This window comes from Vulcanococcus limneticus LL (genome assembly GCF_002252705.1).
GTDB lineage: Bacteria > Cyanobacteriota > Cyanobacteriia > PCC-6307 > Cyanobiaceae > Vulcanococcus > Vulcanococcus limneticus.
Map to the genome: position 1 here is coordinate 66,810 of NZ_NQLA01000003.1, position 16,187 is coordinate 82,996.

Consider the following 16,187-nt stretch of genomic DNA (forward strand, 5'->3'; position numbering starts at 1 on the left):
TTGCGGGGCCACCCCCAGCGCCGCGAGATCGAACGGACCATCGTCAGTCTGCTGGAGATCAGCCGCAGCAGCACCGACGCCAACGAGTGGCGCCTCATCCGTGGCGCCCTGGCCGACATCCGCGACGGCTTGGCTGTGTTCGGCCCGCGGCGCCAGACCCGCAAGGTGACCGTGTTCGGCTCGGCGCGCACCGCCACCGACGACCCGGCCTACAAACTCGCCGAGCAGCTGGCCGCCGAGGCGGTGGCCCAGGGCTTCGATGTGATGACCGGGGCCGGCGGCGGCATCATGGAGGCGGCGAACCGTGGCGCCGGCTGTGAGAACAGCATCGGCCTCAACGTGGATCTGCCCTTCGAGCAGCACGCCAACCGCTACGTGAGCGGCTGTGACGGTCGCCTCCTGCACTTCCGCTACTTCTTCACCCGCAAGCTGTTCTTCCTGCGCGAGAGCGATGCGCTCGTGGTGCTGCCTGGCGGCTACGGCACCTTCGATGAACTGTTCGAATCCCTGACCCTGATCCAGACCGGCCGCACCCCGCCGATCCCGCTGGTGATGCTGGCGCCCCCCGGGGACGACTTCTGGCCCACCTTGATGCGCGATGTCCAGGCTGGTCTGGCCGCCCGGGGCCTGATCTCGGCCGAGGACACGGCCCTGCTCAAGCAGGCCACCACCGCCGCCGAGGCGATGGAGCACATCTGCACCTTCTACCGCGTGTTCCACGCCGCCCAGCTCGGTGAGGACCGGATGGAGCTGCTGCTGCACGTACCGATCCCACCCGAGCTGCTGCCGGATCTGAACCGGGAGTTCGCCGATGTGGTGAGCGAGGGCACGATCAGCGCCGGCGAGGGCTCCGATGAGGAGGGGATGCTGCGGCCCTGCCTGCGTTTCCAGCTGGATCGGCGGCGGATGGGTCGGCTCTATCAGCTGATCGATCGGATCAACGCCATCCCCCTGCCGGCCTCGCCGGCCCTGGAGCAGCCAGGCCAGCGGCTCGGTGTCAGCGCCACCTGAGGATGGGTACCCCGCCTGTGACCGGCTTGACCATGGCCAGCCCGACACCGCTCCGCATCGGCCTGATCGACTACGGCATGGGCAATCTGCACTCGGTGCAGCGGGCCTTCGAACGCCTCGGCGCTGAGGTGGTGGCCGTCCACGGCGCCGCGGACACCGCCGGCTGCCGGGCCCTGGTGCTGCCGGGGGTGGGGGCCTTCGATCCGGCGATGGAGCGGCTGCACCGCTCGCTCCTGGTGCCGGTGATCGAGGCCTGGTGCGGCGCCGGCCAGCCCCTGCTTGGCATCTGCCTGGGCCTGCAGCTGCTGTTCGAGGCCAGCGACGAGGGCCAGGCGGCCGGCCTGGGCCTGCTCAAGGGCCGGGTGCGGGCCCTGCCCCGCAGCCCCGGCCATCCGGTGCCCCACATGGGCTGGGCACCGCTGCTGCCGGCCGAGCCCAGCCCGCTGCTGCCGGCGGAAACCCCGGCGAGCTGGGTGTACTTCGTGCACTCCTATGCAGCCGAGCCCAGTGATCCGGCCTGTACCACCGCCCAGGTCGACTTCGCCGGCACCCCCGTGACCGCTGCGGTGTGGCAGGGGAGCATCGCCGCCTGCCAGTTTCACCCGGAGAAATCGAGCGGCACGGGCGAGGCGATGCTGCGGCGCTGGCTGGACTGGCTGGCGGCTGGGCGCCCCAGCCCATGAGCCTGCGGCTGAGCGGCGGTCGCCGGCTGCAGAGCCCACCAGGCGCAACCGCCCGTCCCACCCCCTCGCGGCTGCGGCTTGCGGTGATGAACATGCTGGCGGCCGAACTGCCGGGGGCCCTGTGGCTGGATCTATTCAGCGGCAGCGGTGTGATGGGTTGCGAGGCGCTGCAGCGCGGCGCGGCCGCCGTGGTGGCCGTCGATCAGGACCGGCGCATGGCGGCAACCAGCCGCGCCAACCTGGAGGCCGTGGCAGCTGGCCTGGCCGGTCGGACCCAGGAGCTTGGACAGACCCCTGTGCAGGTCGAGGTGGTGCAGCAGGAGGTGCTGCGTTGGCTGCAGGGTGGAGCAGGTGAACGGGGCCACGGGCGCCCCTGGAGCGGCGGCTTCCAGCTGATCTATGCCGACCCGCCCTACGCAGCTGGGCTCTACGGCCCGGTGGCCACGGCCGTAGCAGCAGGGGGCTGGCTGGCTCCTGGGGGGGAGCTTCTCCTGGAGTGCTCCTCGACTGCCATTCCGAAGCTGCCTGAGGGCTGGCAGCTGTACGACCAGCGCAGCTACGGCAGCAGCACCCTGATGCGGCTCAGGCCTGCGGGCTGAGCCGCATCAGCCGCCGAGGGCGCCGCCACGGCGGTACTGGTTCCAGGCGGCCACGAACAGACCAGCCAGGGTCACCGGGATCAGACCGAGCACGATGCCGCAGAGCAGGGGTTCGATCATGGCGCGATTGAACGGGGTGGCGTTGCAGAATTGTCCCATGGCCCTGGCGGCCACCGAGACGCCCATAGAGCAACCGTGATCGCCGAGCCCAACGCCATTCCGCCGCCAGCGCTTCCGTCCTCGTCGGCGCTCACGCCGGCGCTCTCTGCCGTGCCCTTGGCGACACCCGTCGGCGGACTGGACGCCGCCGCGGGCTTGGGCGCAGACCCTTCGGCCGGAGACCAGTTCCGCCGCAGCCTGATCAGCGCCCTGCTGGTGCTGGCGGCCATCGGCTCGATCCTGCTGGTGCTGCTGGTGGCCCTGCCGGAGGCCCGCAGTGATCCCTACACCCGCAGCACCCTGCAGCTGGGGGGCTCCGCGGAGCGGGGCGGCCAGCTGTTCATGATCAACTGCGCCGGCTGCCACGGGATCGCCGCCCAGGGCCTGGTGGGCCCGAACCTGCATGGCGTGGCCAGCCGCAAGAACGACCGGCAGCTGATCCAGCAGGTGGTGAGCGGCCGCACGCCGCCCATGCCCCGCTTCCAGCCCGAGCCCCAGGCCATGGCCGACCTGCTCGCCTACCTGCACGCGCTGGCGTGAGCGACCTAGCGGCGCGGCAGTCCGCCCCGATCGTGGTGGTGCTGGTCGAGCCGGCAGGCCCGCTCAATGTGGGCGGCGTGGCCCGGCTCTGCGCCAACTTCGCCATCGCCGAGCTGCGGCTGGTGGCCCCCCGCTGCGACCACCTCGGCGAGGAGGCCATGCGCATGGCGGTGCACGGCGGCGCGCTGCTGCAGCGGGCCCGCCTGTTCCCCGACCTGGCCGCGGCCCTGGCCGACTGCAGGCGGGTGGTGGCCAGCTGCGGTCAGGTGGCGCGCGACAGCCTGCCCCTGCAAAGCCCCGCCAGCGCCCTCGGCTGGCTGCTGGCGGGGGCCGCCCTGCCGACCGGGGAGCCGCCACCACCATCGGCGCTGGTGTTCGGACGCGAGGACCGGGGGCTGAGCACCGATGAACTGCTGCAGGCCGGCCAGGTGCTGCGCATTGCCACCGGCGAGGCCTACGCCTCCTTGAACCTCGCCCAGGCCGCCGCCATCTGCCTGCACGAACTCCACCAGGCGCGGCTGCGGCAGGCCCAATCCGAAGAGCCGGGCCCGCCCGCCCCCCTGCCAGTGCCGACCACGGTGGCGGCGCCAAAGGGCGGCGAAACCCGAGCCGATCTCCTCGAGGAGCCGGCATGCCGCGGAGCCGTCGAGGCCATGCTTCAGGACGCGGAGGACCTGCTGCTGGCGGTGGGCTTCCTCTACCCCCACACGGCCCATGCCCGCATGGCCAAGCTGCGGGGCCTGCTGCAGCGCGCCCAGATCCGCGACGGGGAGGTGGCCCTGGTGCGGGGCATGGTCCGGCAGCTGCGCTGGGCATCACAGCGGCGAAGCCCCTAAGGTCTGCCCCTGCCCGGATCCGCCCGCCCGTGAGTTCCCCTCGCCCCGCCCGCTCCGGCTCCGGCACCTGGGGGCCATTGCGCCTGCTGCTACGGCTGCTGGTCATGGGCATCGGCCTGGGGCTGATCAGCGGCACGGCCCTGAAGCTGCTGGCGCCGCGCCTGGCCCAGGGCTCGATCAACGCCCCCCGCGTCACCGGCAGCCCGGCCAGCCAGCCGCTCCAGGCCCTGCCGCGGGGCATCCCCCTGGGCCGCTTCGAGCCCCACCAGGAGCTCACGGGTCTGAGCAAGAAATGGGCGGCCCTGGCCGCAGTCCACAAGGATCTCAAGGCCAGCGCCTACCTGCTGGTGCTCGATGACGGTCGCTTTGCCCAGCTGCAGAGCGAGCTGCCCCTGCCGGCCGCCAGCTCGATCAAGACACCGATCCTGCTGGCGGCCATGGAGGACCTCGACGCCGGCCGCCTGCGCTGGGACCAGCCGCTGACCATGACCAAGGAGGTGGTGGGGGCCGGCGCCGGCTGGATGGCAAACAAGCCGGTGGGTACGCGCTTCCCGTTCCACGAGGCAGCCACCGAGATGATCCGCGTGAGCGACAACACCGCCACCAACCTGTTGATCAAGCGGCTCGGTGGCAAGACGGCCCTCAACACCCGCTTCCAGGCCCTGGGACTGCCGGGCACGGTGATCAACAACTGGCTTCCGGATCTGGAGGGCACCAACACCACCAGCGCCCACGACCTGGCCCGGAGCATCGCCCTGGTGGACACCGGCGAAAAGCTCAGCCCCCGGGCCCGGGACCTGTTCCGCCAGGTGATGGGCAGCTCGCGCACCAACACCCTGATTCCCCTGGGCCTGCTGCAGGGCCTCGGCGGCGACTCGGCCGATCCCGATGCCGACCTGATGGCCTACGGCGTGACCGTGCTCAACAAGACCGGCGACATCGGCATCGCCTATGCCGATGGTGGCCTGATCGAGCTGCCCAACGGCCAGCGGGCCGTGGCCGCTTTCATGGTGAAGGGCCCCTTCAACGACCCCCGCTCCACCGACCTGATCCGTGCCATGGCCGCCGAGGTGGCCAAGCTGCTGGTGCCCCGCGGCTCCGCGGCCTCCCAGCCCGGCACCCAGCCCACCACGACGCCCTCCTCCACCGCGGCCCCCGCCGCGACACCGTCCACCACGGCACCGTCCACCGCGACACCGTCCCCTGCCCGCCGCTGATGCTGTCCGTCCTGCTGGCCGCCGCCCTGCCGGCCCCCGGGGTCGCCCCCGCCCCGGCGCCGGCCCCCGCACCGCCCTCCACCCTGCTGCGCCCCCAGACCGTGGCCCCCCTGCCGGGCGGCCTGGACAGGGTGCTGCTGGTGAACGACAACAACCCGGAGCTGATCACGGCGGCGGGGATCCTGCTCTCCACCTTCGCCAGGCAGGGCCGGGGCGCGCCGGAGGCCCACCTGGATCTGCCGCTGAGCGGTCGCTTCGACCTGTTCAGCCACCACGTGTATGCCGGGCGGCCCGAGAGCCTCGATTCCACCCTCTGGCTGGCGGTGCTGGCCCAGCCACGGGGCCCACAGCCGGTGACCCTGCAGCTCCTGGCAGGCTCCACCGCCCTGTCCCAGGCCACCGACGCGGTGCAGCCCTCGGCCCCCTTCCTGCCCCTGCCGGAGCTGCTGCCCCAGGACGGCACGGTCTTCTCCGGCCCCGGCAGCCGCGTGGCCACCGAACTGCTGGAGCGCCATCGCAGCCCGCTGCTGCCGGGCAGCTGGACCCTGCAGCCCGGAGCGCCCACCACCCTGGTGGTGCTGCCGCTGCCGGTGAAGGGACTCGATCCGCTGCTCAACGGCCGCAACCTGCAGCTGCGGCTGCAGAGCAGTGGCCCCGTGAGCCTGGCCACCCTGGCGGCCTTCGGCACAGGCAATCAGCCGCCGCCGCCCCAGGGCTGGGCAGCGCTGCTGGATGGGCCCTTGAGCCCCAAGGAGCACCAGCCCACCCCCCGCGGCAGCAAGGGCAAGCTGATCTACTCGCGGGTGAGCGGGGTGCAGATCGGCAGTGTGTGGCGCACGACCCTCACGGACCAGGGCCAGCGTTGGCTCAGTGCCAGCCGCGCCCCGATCTCCTGGCCGATCAGCTCCCTGGAGCGCGGCAGCCTCGGCACCGGCCAGGTGCAGACCGCCGAACTGCAGGTCCTCTACCCCGGCACCGCCTGGGCCGCCCACGGCAACTACGGCGTGGAGTACGACCTGGCCATCCCCCTGCGCAACGACACCAAGGCACCGCTGCAGCTGCAGCTGGCCCTGGAATCGCCGCTCAAAACCGATGCGCCCCTCGGGGGCCTGCGCTTCAACACCAGCCCGGCACGGGCCGTGATGTTCCGCGGCAGCGTGGAGGTGAGCGGCCTCGATGATGACGCCGGCAGGGCCACCGGCCGCCGCCGATTCCACCTGATTCAGCGGGCGGGCCAGCAGGGCCCGGCCCTGGGCACGGTGAGCCTGGCCCCCGGCAGCCAGCGGCAGCTGCGGGTGCGGCTGATCTACCCGGCCGATGCCACGCCGCCCCAGGTGCTCAGCCTGCTGCCCGTGGCCGGCCCGGCGGCTCAACCGGCTGTGAAACAATCGCCTGCTCCCCCAGCCAGCAGCCAACCGTGACGCAAGCCCGCAAGCGCCGGGTCTTCCCCTTCACCGCCATCGTGGGTCAGGAGGAGATGAAGCTGGCCCTGCTGCTGAACGTGATCGATCCGCGCATCGGCGGCGTGATGATCATGGGCGACCGGGGCACGGGCAAGAGCACCACGATCCGGGCCCTGGCCGACCTGCTGCCCGAGATCGACGTGGTGGCGGGCGATCCCTACAACAGCTCCCCCAGCGATCCGGATCTGCAGAGTGCCGAGGTGCGCCTGCGGGCCGAGCATGGCGAGCAGCTGCCGATTGAGCAGCGTCAGGTGCCGATGGTGGACCTGCCCCTGGGCGCCACGGAAGATCGCCTCTGCGGCACGATCGACATCGAGAAGGCCCTCAGCGAGGGTGTGCGGGCATTTGAGCCGGGCCTGCTGGCCAAGGCCAACCGCGGCCTGCTCTACGTGGATGAGGTGAACCTGCTCGACGACCACCTGGTGGACGTGCTGCTGGATTCGGCCGCCTCCGGCTGGAACACGGTGGAGCGCGAGGGCGTGAGCGTGCGCCACCCGGCCCGCTTCGTGCTGATCGGCTCTGGCAACCCCGAGGAGGGCGAACTGCGGCCCCAGCTTCTGGATCGCTTCGGGATGAGCGTGGAAGTGCGCACCGTGCGCGATCCCGAGCTGCGGGTGCAGGTGGTGGACCAGCGCACCAGCTTCGACAACGACCCTGACCGCTTCAACGACGGGGTGCAGGCCACCCAGGACGCCCTGCAGGCGCGGGTGGTGGAGGCCCAGAACCGCCTGCCCCAGGTGGCCATCGACGACGACCTGCGCATCCGCATCAGCGCCATCTGTGGCGAGCTGGATGTGGACGGCCTGCGCGGCGACATCGTGACCAACCGCGCCGCCCGCGCCCTGGCCGCCTTCGAGGGCCGCACCGAAGTGACGGAAGACGACGTGGCCCGCGTGGCCGCCTGTTGTCTGCGTCACCGCCTGCGCAAAGATCCGCTCGAGCAGATCGACTCGGGCGATCGGGTGGTGAAGGTGTTCTGCAAGGTGTTCGAACGGCCTGAGGCAACCGACCGCCGCGCCTTCGAGCTGGCCCTGGCAGCCTGAGCGGCGGCCGGCCCGAGCCAGCTCCTGCACACTGGGCCGAACGCCGCCTGCCCATGCGCATCATCGGCCTCGATCCGGGCCTGGCCCGCGTCGGCTACGGCGTGATCGACACCGGCGGCGGCCAGCAGCGCCTGCTGGACTGCGGCATCATCCGCACCGACCCCGGCCGCAGCGAGGGCGAACGGATGGTGGAGATCGCCCGGGATCTGCGCCAGCTGATCCGGGCCTGGCGGCCGGAGCTGGCGGCTGTGGAGAAGTTCTTCTTCTACCGCTCCAGCACCACGATCGCCGTGGTGCAGGCCCGCGGCGTGCTGATGATGACCCTGGCCCGCTTCGCCATCCCAGTGGTGGAGTTCCCGCCGATGCAGATCAAACTGGCCGTGGCCGGCCACGGCCACGCCGGCAAGGACGACGTGCTGACGGCCGTGATGCGCGAGCTGAACCTTGAGGTGCCACCACGGCCGGATGACGCCGCCGACGCCCTGGCCGTGGCCCTGACCGGCTGGTTCCAGCGCTGAGCCAGAACTGGAACCAGAGCAGGCCCGGCCTCCGCCGGAGCGGATGCAGAGGCCCTGTCAAGCCAAGCGGGCACAGAGCCCGCTGGCGCCACCCACACCGGCCCACCCGGCCCGGGACAGAGGGTGGTGGGGTCAGCTGGAGTTCCTGCGCCCAATGCCCGTCTCCCCACGTCCCACCGGCCCCCTGCGCACCAGCCGTCGCCGGGTACTGCTGAGCACGGCACTCGTGCTGGCCGGAGGACTGGCCAGCTCGATCACGGCCCTGGCACCGAGCAGCTCGATGGCGGCGGCGGCCGGCGACAAGAGCGTGCGTGTCGGCTACCAGAAGTATGGCACCCTCAGCATCCTCAAATCACGCGGGAGCCTGGAGCGGGCCTTCGCCGCGAAGGGCGTGAAGGTGGACTGGCTGCTGTTCCCTGCCGGCCCCGCCCTGCTGGAGGCCCTGAACACCGGCAGCATCGACCTGGGCAGCGTCGGTGAGGCGCCGCCGATCTTTGCCCAGGCCGCCAACAATCCCTTCGTCTACGTGGCCTCCAGCACCCCCAATCCCCGCGGCGAGGGGATCCTGGTGCCAAAGAACTCTCCCTTGCGCAGCGTCAAGGATCTCAAGGGCAAGAAGGTGGCCCTGAATAAGGGCTCCAACGTGCATTACCTGCTGGTCAAGCTGCTCGAGAAGAACGGCCTCAAATACAGCGACGTCAACGTGGTGTTCCTGCCTCCGGCTGACGCCCGGGCCGCCTATGAGGCCGGCTCGGTGGATGCCTGGGTGATCTGGGATCCCTTCTTCACCCAGGCCAAGCGGGCCACCAACTCGCGGGTGCTGGCCGATGGCGAGGGCGTGGTGGCCAACCGGGAGTTCTTCCTCTTCAGCCGCGACTTCGCCAAGGGCCGCAGCAAGGATGCCAAGACCATCCTGAGTGAGCTGGAAAAGACCGACAGCTGGGCCAAGAAGAACGTGAGCGCCGTGGCCAACCAGCTCTCACCGGAGCTCAAGATCGACGCCCCCACCCTGGTGGAAGTGCTGAACCGACGCCCCAGCGGCATCGTGCCGATCAGCCCGGCGATCATCAGCTATCAGCAGAACGTGGCCGACACCTTCAAGGAGTTGAAGCTGATTCCCGTCAAGATCAACGTCAAGGAGAAGGTGTACAGCGATCCGGTGTTCAAGACCAAGTGACACGCCGCTGACTGACCAGACCATTCCACCCACTCCCCCCACAGGATCCCCGATGCAGCTGTTCTGGTTCATTCCCCTGCATGGCGATGGCCAGTACCTGGGCACCTCGACAGGCGGCCGGCAGATCACCCTGCCCTATCTGCAGGTGATCGCCCGCGCCGCCGACCACCTGGGCTACACCGGGGTGCTGCTGCCCACCGGTCGCTCCTGCCACGACGCCTGGGTGGCCGCCTCGATGCTGGCGGCCACCACCGAGCGGCTCAAGTTCCTGGTGGCGGTCAGGCCAGGTCTGATGTCACCGGGGGTGGCGGCGCGGATGGCCGCCAGCTTCGATCGCCTCAGCAATGGCCGCCTGCTGATCAACGTCGTCACCGGCGGCGATCCGGTGGAGAACGCCGGCGACGGCCTCCACCTCAGCCATGACGATCGCTACAGGCTGACCGATGAGTTCCTGACCGTCTGGCGCGCGATGCTGCGGGGCGAGCGCACCGACTTCCAGGGCGACTTCCTCGACATCCGCGATGGCAGCGTGATCCATCGGGGTGTACAGCAGCCCCACCCACCGCTGTGGTTCGGCGGCTCGTCGGAGGCCGGTCAGGATGTGGCGGCCCGCCACGTGGACACCTATCTCACCTGGGGCGAACCGCCCGAGCTGGTGAAGCAGAAGGTCGAGGCGGTGCGGGAGCGCGCCCGGCGTCAGGGGCGCGAGCTGGAGTTCGGCATCCGTCTGCACATCATCGTTCGCGAGACCAACCAGCAGGCCTGGGATGCGGCCGACGACCTGATCCGCTATGTGGACGACGCCACCATCGCCGAGGCCCAGAAGGTCTACAGCCGCATGGATTCAGTCGGCCAGAGCCGCATGACCCAGCTCCACGCCGGTAGCCGCAACGCCCTGGAGGTGAGCCCGAACCTCTGGAGCGGCGTGGGCCTGGTGCGCGGCGGCGCCGGCACGGCCCTGGTGGGCGATGCCGACACGGTGGCCCGGCGCCTGGAGGAGTACGCCGAGCTGGGAATCCAGCACTTCATCCTCTCGGGCTATCCCCATTTGGAGGAGGCCTACCGGGTGGCGGAACACCTGTTCCCGCGGTTGCCGCTGGAGCTGCCCCCCGCCCCCGAAGGTCAGCTTGTGCTGGCGCCCTTCGGCGAGATCATCGCCAACGCCAAGGTTCCGGCCGCAGCGAAGGTGCAGGGCTGATGGCGCGCTTCCAACCCTTCCAGCTGAACCCTCGGCTCAAGCGCAGCCTGATTCCCTGGCTGGTGCCCTTGCTGCTGCTGGTGCTCTGGCAGCTGCTCGCCAGCCGGGGCGTGATCCCCACCCGCATCCTGCCTGCTCCCTCTGCCATCGCCCTGGCGGCCATCAATATGGGCCGCTCCGGCGAGCTCTGGGGCCACCTGTCGATCAGCGCCGGTCGGGCCGGCGTGGGCTTCTTGATCGGAGCTTCGTTAGGGCTGCTGTTCGGCCTCATCAATGGCCTGATGCCGCGGGCGGAACTGCTGCTGGATTCGTCCTTCCAGATGCTCCGCAATATTCCACCGCTGGCGATGATCCCGCTGGTGATCCTCTGGTTTGGGATCGGCGAGGAGGCTCGAGTCTTCCTGGTTTCTGTAGGTGTGTTCTTCCCGGTGTACCTGAACACCTTCCATGGCATCCGCTCGATCGATCCAGGCCTGATCGAGATGGGCAAGGTCTACGGCCTGAGCCCCTGGCAGATCGTGACCAATATCGTGCTGCCGGGGGCCACCCCATCCATCTTGGTGGGCGTGCGCTTCTCCCTTGGGATTGCCTGGATCATCCTGATCGTGGGCGAGCAGATCGCCGCCAATAGCGGCATCGGTTACATGGCCATGAATGCCCGTGAGTTCATGCAGACGGACATCATCGTCTTCAGCATCATTCTCTACGCCCTCCTTGGCAAGCTTTCCGACAGCATGGCCCGCGGCCTTGAGCACAGGCTATTGCCGTGGCATCCCAATTTCCAGCGCACCGCCAAGGCCGTGCCCAGCAAGCCCGCGATTTCCTGAGGAGCCATGAGCACAACCACCCCTGGCACCAGCCTGCAACTGGTCGAACTGACCAAGACCTACGCAGGTCGTCCCGTACTCAGCGCCATTGATTTGGCCGTTGACGGCGGTCATTTCGTGGCCATCGTGGGCCGCAGTGGCTGCGGTAAATCCACGCTGCTGCGACTGCTGAGCGGCCTGGAAGCTCCCTGCGACGGGGGCGTGCTGGTGAACGGCGAGCCCCTGCGCAGCGTGAACCTGCACGCTCGGATCATGTTCCAGGACGGCCGCCTGCTCCCCTGGAAGAGCGTGCTCGACAACGTGGGCCTGGGACTGCGCGGCGACTGGCGCTCCCGTGGCCTCGAGGTGCTGCGCCACGTGGGCCTGCACGAGCGGGCCGGCGACTGGATCGCCCGGCTCTCCGGCGGCCAGCGCCAGCGGGTGGCCCTGGCCAAGGCTCTGATCACCCAGCCGCGGCTGATGCTGCTGGATGAGCCCCTCGGTGCCCTTGACGCGCTCACCCGCATCGAGATGCAGCAGCTGATCGAGAACCTCTGGCTTGAGGAGGGCTTCACCTCGATTCTGGTCACCCACGATGTGGAGGAGGCCGTCACCCTGGCGGACCGGATTCTGGTATTGGAGGAGGGCCGCATTGCCCGCGATTTCCGCAACGACCTGCAGCGCCCGCGTCGCCGCGGCGATCCGGGATTCTCCCAGCTCACGGCCGAAATCCTCGACACGATCCTCACCCAGGGCGGCCAGGGATCGGCGCCGCAAAAGACAGCGGACCACGCGACAGAGGCCGTAACGCCAGAGCATGGCCACAGCCCCCGGCCCACAGGCCAGCCCGCCGGTGCGCGCGGCTCAGAACGCTCCGACTCCCCCCCCATCGGCGAGCCCTCTGGGGCCCTCACGGCCCAGCTGCAATAGCCCCCCAGACAGCTCCGCACAGATCCGCATAGACAGGTCACTGTCCAGTTCTCTGACTACAAGCGGGAGTGGAAGCTGCCACACAAGATGGGAACACCATCCCACACACTTCCTGAATGGATCGGTGCCAACCCGGCGCCACCTTTGACCATCACAACAGCCATGGCTTTTCGCGCTCCGACAACATCCCGCCGCTCCGTATTCCGTCTCGCGCTGGCGACCGGCCTGGCACTGGCGGGAACCCTGGGGCTTTCCTCTTCCAGCAGCGCCCTGGCCCAGGCCAAGCCAGCGAGCACCGTGCGCCTGGACTACGCCTACTACAACCCGGTGAGCCTGGTGCTCAAGGACCGCGGCATCCTGGAGAAGGAGCTGAAGAAGAAGAACATCAAGGTGGAATGGGTGCTCAGCCAGGGCAGCAACAAGGCCCTGGAATTCCTGGGGGCCCGCAGCCTGGACTTCGGCTCGACCGCCGGTGCAGCGGCCTTCATCGGCAAGGCCAATGGCAACCCGATCAAGGCCATCTACGTCTACTCCAAACCCGAGTGGGCGTCTCTGGTGGTCCCGAACGGCTCCAAGATCAAATCCGTGAAGGATCTCAAAGGCAAGAAAGTGGCCGCCAACCGCGGCACTGATCCCTACATCTTCCTGCTGCGCACCCTCGATCGCAATGGCCTGGCCCCCCGCGACGTGGAGATTGTGCAGCTGGCCCACGCCGACGGCAAAACGGCCCTGGAGAAGGGCGATGTTGATGCCTGGGCGGGCCTGGATCCGCTGACTGCCAAGTCGGAGATCGAAGCCAAATCGAAGCTGCTTTATCGCAACCCCGATTTCAACACCTTCGGGGTTCTGAACGTGCGTGAGGAGTTTGCCAAGCAGAATCCCGATACGGTGCTGAGCGTGCTGCGAGCCTATGAACAGGCCCGCCAATGGGCTCTGAAGAATCCCCAGGAACTCAAGAAGGTGCTGATCACGGATTCGAAGCTCACCGATGCGGTCGCGACCCGTCAGCTGGAGCGCACCGACCTGCGCAACTCCAGCATCGGCGCCCCACAGAAGACCTCGATCCTGGCCGCTGCGGATGTGCTCAAGAAGGCCGGTGTTATCCCGCCCTCCACCAACACCAAGGCGGTGGTCGACAGCCTGATCGATCCCAGCTACGTCAACAAGCTCAAGACCGGCAAGTGACCACCCTCACGAACGTCGTCACGGACAGGGCACCGCGCCGGCGGCTTCGGGGCCGGTTGCGTGCCTTCCGCGGCGCCCGCGCCCTGGCGCTGCCCCTGCTGATCCTGCTCATCTGGCAGGTGGTGCAGGCCCGCGCGGTGGTGCCGACCAACCTGCTGCCCACACCCTCCAGCGTGCTGGAGACAATCGGCACCCTGGCCTCCACCGGCGAGCTGGCCGAGCACATCGCCATCACAAGCTGGCGGGTTCTGCAGGGATTCCTGCTGGGGGCGGTGGCCGCCACCGTGCTGGGCTCGATCACCGGCGTCTCCCGCACAGCGAGGGAACTGATCGATCCGCTGCTGCAGTCGCTGCGCAGCATTCCCTCCCTGGCCTGGGTGCCCCTGTTCATCCTCTGGCTCGGCATCTACGAGCCATCCAAGGTGGCCCTGATTGCGGTGGGGGCCTTCTTCCCCGTCTACCTGAGCCTCACCCAGGGCCTGCTGGATGTGGACCGCAAGCTGGTGGAGGTGGGCCGGATGGTGGGATTCAACCGGCTGGATCTGGTGCGTTGCATCCTGATCCCTGCCGCCCTGCCGGCCTACGTGACCGGCCTGCGGGGCGGCCTGGGCCTGGCCTGGATGTTCGTCGTGGCGGCCGAGGTGATGGGCGCCAGCAAGGGCCTGGGCTTCCTCCTGGTGGACGGCCAACAGACGGGGCGGGCGTCCCTGATCCTGGCCAGCATCCTGCTGTTCGCCCTACTCGGCAAGCTCACTGACGGACTGCTCAGCTTGCTCTCCCAGCGCCTCCTGCAGTGGCAGGACTCCCATTCGCTCCAGGCCGCCTGAGATGCTCCAGCTCGAAACGGTCAGCAAGACCTACCGCAACGGCTTCACCGCCCTCGAACCGATCGATCTGCGGATCGAGGCCGGTGAGCGGGTGGCGATCGTGGGCAGCAGCGGCTGCGGCAAATCGACCCTGCTGCGGCTGGCTGCGGGGCTGTGCCCCCCCAGCACCGGCCGGGTGCTGCTGCACGGCAGACCCGTGATCAAGCCGGAGCCCAGCGTGGGCTTCATCTTCCAGGAGCCGCGACTGATGCCCTGGCTCACCGTGGAGCAGAACGTGGCCTTCGGCCTGCGGGGTCCGGCCCGCCACCGCCACGCCAGCGTGAGCTCGGCCCTGCTGCGGGTGGGCCTCACGGCCTACGGCCACTACTACCCGAAGCAACTCTCCGGCGGCATGGCCCAGCGGGTGGCCATCGCCCGGGCCCTGGCCAGTGCGCCGCAGCTGATTCTGCTGGATGAACCCTTCAGTGCCCTCGATGCCATCAAGCGGGCCGAGCTGCAGGAGCACTTTCTGCAGCTGTGGGAATCGGAGCAGCTCTCCACCCTGATCGTGACCCACGATGTGGAGGAGGCGATCGTGCTGGCCGACCGCATCCTGGTGATGCAACCCCACCCCGGCCGCATCACCGAGGAGCTGCGCCTGGATCTGCCCCTGGACAACTGCCGCGAGGCGCCCGGCTTTGAGGCCCTCAAGAAGCAACTGATCCAGAGCCTGCGCCCGCCCAGCGTTGGCGCGGGCCAGACCGGCGCCGACCCAGTACCCTTCGCCGTCGCCCACGCCATCCATGGCTGAGCAGCTGATCACGCCCCTGCAGGACCTCGCCGCCCGCCCCCGGGAACGGCTGACGCCGCAACAGGCCGTGGACGCCCTCTGCCAGGACCTGGTCCGTGACGCTGTCGCCCGCGACCGCGTCGGAGGCGTGCCGCTGGCGGCCCGACAGTGGATTCGCGACACGGGGCTGCTGGGCCTGAGCGTCCCGACACCCTGGGGCGGCACCGGCTGGAGCTGGTCGGCGATCTCGCCCCTCGTACGGCAGGTCGCCCGGGTCGACAGCTCGGTGGCCCACCTGCTCTCGTACCACTACCTCGGACTGACAATCCCGCTGATCTTCGGCGATGCGGCCGGGGCCGAGGCCCTGCTGCGCCGCACCGCGAGCAAGCAGCTGTTCTGGTGCAACGCCCTCAACCCCCGCGATCGGCGCTCCCACCTGCGGGCCGAGGGCCCGGCCTATCGCCTCGATGGCCTGAAGAGCTTCTGCTCCGGCAGCCACGACTCCGACGTGATCCCCACCACCGCCGTGCTGGAGAGCACGGGCGAGCTGGTGATCGTGATCCTGCCCACCCGCACGCCAGGAGTGGACCTCCTGGACGACTGGGACGCCATCGGCCAGCGCCAGACCAGCAGCGGCACGGTGCGGTTCGAGCAGGTGGCTGTACAGCCCGAGCAGATCTTCTACCCCAGCCGGCAGGGGAGCAGCGCCTTCTCCTCCGCGCGCACGCTGCTGGCCCAGCTGAACCTGGCCAACATCTATCTGGGCCTGGCCGAAGGGGCCCTGCAGGCGGCCGTGGATCAGGTGCGCGAGCGCCAGGCCGCCGCGCCCGATCAGCCGAAGGACCCCACCCAGGCGGTGCTGGCCCGGGATCGCTTTGCCCAGCTCTGGGTGCAGCTGCAAGGGGCCAGTGCCCACTATGAGCTCGCCCTGACGGAGCTCGAGACCGCCTGGCAGCAGGGCCGGGCCCTCACCGCCGAGCAGCGCGGCAGCACCGCAATCACGATCGCCACCACCAAGGTGCTGGCCACCGAAGTCGCCCTGGCAATCAGCTCGGCCATCTTCGATCGGCTCGGCGCCCGATCCACCGGCGCCAGCCACGGCCTGGATCGCTATTGGCGCAACATCCGAACCCTCAGCCTGCACGATCCAGTCGAAGCCAAGCTGCAGGAGATCGGTGCCTTCGTGATCGAGGGGAGCGCTCCAACTCCCGGGTTCTACAGCTAGA

At 69.4% G+C, this 16,187-nt stretch carries 18 protein-coding genes; 17 read left to right on the top strand and 1 reads right to left on the bottom strand.

The window, feature by feature from the left end:
• Genes CJZ98_RS02540 through rsmD form a run of 3 tightly spaced genes read left to right on the top strand, consistent with a single transcriptional unit; the run spans position 1 to position 2,293 of the window.
• Entirely contained in the window at positions 1 to 1,011 is a 1,011-nt protein-coding gene (locus CJZ98_RS02540) for an LOG family protein (RefSeq protein WP_232756126.1), read from the top strand.
• Between the two features lie 32 nt (positions 1,012 to 1,043).
• A complete protein-coding gene (gene hisH, locus CJZ98_RS02545; RefSeq protein WP_094588281.1) occupies positions 1,044 to 1,694 on the top strand; it encodes an imidazole glycerol phosphate synthase subunit HisH in 651 nt (216 codons plus the stop codon).
• Positions 1,691 to 2,293: a 16S rRNA (guanine(966)-N(2))-methyltransferase RsmD gene (rsmD, locus tag CJZ98_RS02550; protein WP_094588033.1), complete on the top strand. Its 603-nt coding sequence runs from the start codon at positions 1,691 to 1,693 to the stop codon at positions 2,291 to 2,293. Before hisH ends, rsmD begins: the two co-directional genes overlap by 4 nt.
• 6 nt (positions 2,294 to 2,299) lie before the next feature.
• On the opposite strand, the gene petG is transcribed toward rsmD, so the two are convergent.
• Positions 2,300 to 2,413: a cytochrome b6-f complex subunit V gene (gene petG / locus CJZ98_RS02555; RefSeq protein WP_094588283.1), complete on the bottom strand. Its 114-nt coding sequence runs from the start codon at positions 2,411 to 2,413 to the stop codon at positions 2,300 to 2,302.
• Between the two features lie 177 nt (positions 2,414 to 2,590).
• Here petG and CJZ98_RS02560 point away from each other — a divergent pair, with 177 nt between their 5' ends.
• The 14 genes from CJZ98_RS02560 to CJZ98_RS02625 all read left to right on the top strand — a co-directional run bounded on the left by CJZ98_RS02560 (position 2,591) and on the right by CJZ98_RS02625 (position 16,186).
• A complete protein-coding gene (locus tag CJZ98_RS02560) occupies positions 2,591 to 2,992 on the top strand; it encodes a c-type cytochrome (RefSeq protein WP_390902057.1) in 402 nt (133 codons plus the stop codon).
• Positions 2,989 to 3,828 (top strand): RNA methyltransferase, encoded by an 840-nt coding sequence (locus CJZ98_RS02565; RefSeq protein WP_232756127.1) that lies wholly within the window; start codon positions 2,989 to 2,991, stop codon positions 3,826 to 3,828. The genes CJZ98_RS02560 and CJZ98_RS02565 overlap by 4 nt, the downstream gene beginning before the upstream one ends.
• A gap of 29 nt (positions 3,829 to 3,857) precedes the next feature.
• The gene (locus tag CJZ98_RS02570; RefSeq protein ID WP_094588035.1) at positions 3,858 to 5,045 is read left to right on the top strand and encodes a serine hydrolase; all 1,188 of its coding nucleotides are present in this window, start codon (positions 3,858 to 3,860) and stop codon (positions 5,043 to 5,045) included.
• Positions 5,045 to 6,466: a DUF3370 domain-containing protein gene (locus tag CJZ98_RS02575; RefSeq protein WP_094588037.1), complete on the top strand. Its 1,422-nt coding sequence runs from the start codon at positions 5,045 to 5,047 to the stop codon at positions 6,464 to 6,466. Before CJZ98_RS02570 ends, CJZ98_RS02575 begins: the two co-directional genes overlap by 1 nt.
• Positions 6,463 to 7,551 carry a magnesium chelatase ATPase subunit I gene (gene bchI / locus CJZ98_RS02580; RefSeq protein ID WP_094588039.1) on the top strand — a complete coding sequence of 363 codons (1,089 nt, stop codon included), beginning with the start codon at positions 6,463 to 6,465 and terminating at the stop codon, positions 7,549 to 7,551. Before CJZ98_RS02575 ends, bchI begins: the two co-directional genes overlap by 4 nt.
• Positions 7,552 to 7,604: 53 nt before the next feature.
• Complete coding sequence (gene ruvC / locus CJZ98_RS02585; RefSeq protein ID WP_094588041.1) at positions 7,605 to 8,069, top strand: crossover junction endodeoxyribonuclease RuvC; 465 nt, start codon at positions 7,605 to 7,607, stop codon at positions 8,067 to 8,069.
• A 154-nt stretch (positions 8,070 to 8,223) separates the two neighbouring features.
• Positions 8,224 to 9,246 carry a sulfonate ABC transporter substrate-binding protein gene (locus CJZ98_RS02590; RefSeq protein WP_094588043.1) on the top strand — a complete coding sequence of 341 codons (1,023 nt, stop codon included), beginning with the start codon at positions 8,224 to 8,226 and terminating at the stop codon, positions 9,244 to 9,246.
• A gap of 52 nt (positions 9,247 to 9,298) precedes the next feature.
• On the top strand, positions 9,299 to 10,444 hold the full coding sequence (gene ssuD, locus CJZ98_RS02595; protein ID WP_094588045.1) for an FMNH2-dependent alkanesulfonate monooxygenase: 1,146 nt from the start codon (positions 9,299 to 9,301) through the stop codon (positions 10,442 to 10,444).
• Positions 10,445 to 10,554: 110 nt separating this feature from the next.
• Entirely contained in the window at positions 10,555 to 11,271 is a 717-nt protein-coding gene (locus CJZ98_RS02600) for an ABC transporter permease subunit (RefSeq protein ID WP_232756128.1), read from the top strand.
• A 6-nt stretch (positions 11,272 to 11,277) separates the two neighbouring features.
• Positions 11,278 to 12,180, top strand: coding sequence for an ATP-binding cassette domain-containing protein (locus CJZ98_RS02605; RefSeq protein WP_094588049.1), 903 nt, complete (start codon positions 11,278 to 11,280; stop codon positions 12,178 to 12,180).
• 162 nt (positions 12,181 to 12,342) lie between these two features.
• Complete coding sequence (locus CJZ98_RS02610; RefSeq protein WP_094588051.1) at positions 12,343 to 13,365, top strand: aliphatic sulfonate ABC transporter substrate-binding protein; 1,023 nt, start codon at positions 12,343 to 12,345, stop codon at positions 13,363 to 13,365.
• Entirely contained in the window at positions 13,362 to 14,192 is an 831-nt protein-coding gene (locus tag CJZ98_RS02615) for an ABC transporter permease (protein WP_198537443.1), read from the top strand. The genes CJZ98_RS02610 and CJZ98_RS02615 overlap by 4 nt, the downstream gene beginning before the upstream one ends.
• 1 nt (position 14,193) lies before the next feature.
• Positions 14,194 to 14,982, top strand: a complete 789-nt coding sequence (locus CJZ98_RS02620; RefSeq protein ID WP_094588055.1) for an ABC transporter ATP-binding protein — start codon at positions 14,194 to 14,196, stop codon at positions 14,980 to 14,982.
• Complete coding sequence (locus CJZ98_RS02625) at positions 14,975 to 16,186, top strand: acyl-CoA dehydrogenase family protein (RefSeq protein WP_094588057.1); 1,212 nt, start codon at positions 14,975 to 14,977, stop codon at positions 16,184 to 16,186. The genes CJZ98_RS02620 and CJZ98_RS02625 overlap by 8 nt, the downstream gene beginning before the upstream one ends.
• Position 16,187: the final 1 nt, after the last annotated feature.

Bases quoted from the DNA above. Each gene is read 5' to 3' on its own strand.
- hisH (WP_094588281.1), top strand. From the start codon at position 1,044: ATGGCCAGCCCGACACCGCTCCGCATCGGCCTGATCGACTACGGCATG.
- rsmD (WP_094588033.1), top strand. From the start codon at position 1,691: ATGAGCCTGCGGCTGAGCGGCGGTCGCCGGCTGCAGAGCCCACCAGGC.
- petG (WP_094588283.1), bottom strand. From the start codon at position 2,413: ATGATCGAACCCCTGCTCTGCGGCATCGTGCTCGGTCTGATCCCGGTG.
- CJZ98_RS02575 (WP_094588037.1), top strand. From the start codon at position 5,045: ATGCTGTCCGTCCTGCTGGCCGCCGCCCTGCCGGCCCCCGGGGTCGCC.
- ruvC (WP_094588041.1), top strand. From the start codon at position 7,605: ATGCGCATCATCGGCCTCGATCCGGGCCTGGCCCGCGTCGGCTACGGC.
- CJZ98_RS02590 (WP_094588043.1), top strand. From the start codon at position 8,224: ATGCCCGTCTCCCCACGTCCCACCGGCCCCCTGCGCACCAGCCGTCGC.
- ssuD (WP_094588045.1), top strand. From the start codon at position 9,299: ATGCAGCTGTTCTGGTTCATTCCCCTGCATGGCGATGGCCAGTACCTG.
- CJZ98_RS02605 (WP_094588049.1), top strand. From the start codon at position 11,278: ATGAGCACAACCACCCCTGGCACCAGCCTGCAACTGGTCGAACTGACC.
- CJZ98_RS02610 (WP_094588051.1), top strand. From the start codon at position 12,343: ATGGCTTTTCGCGCTCCGACAACATCCCGCCGCTCCGTATTCCGTCTC.
- CJZ98_RS02620 (WP_094588055.1), top strand. From the start codon at position 14,194: ATGCTCCAGCTCGAAACGGTCAGCAAGACCTACCGCAACGGCTTCACC.
- CJZ98_RS02625 (WP_094588057.1), top strand. From the start codon at position 14,975: ATGGCTGAGCAGCTGATCACGCCCCTGCAGGACCTCGCCGCCCGCCCC.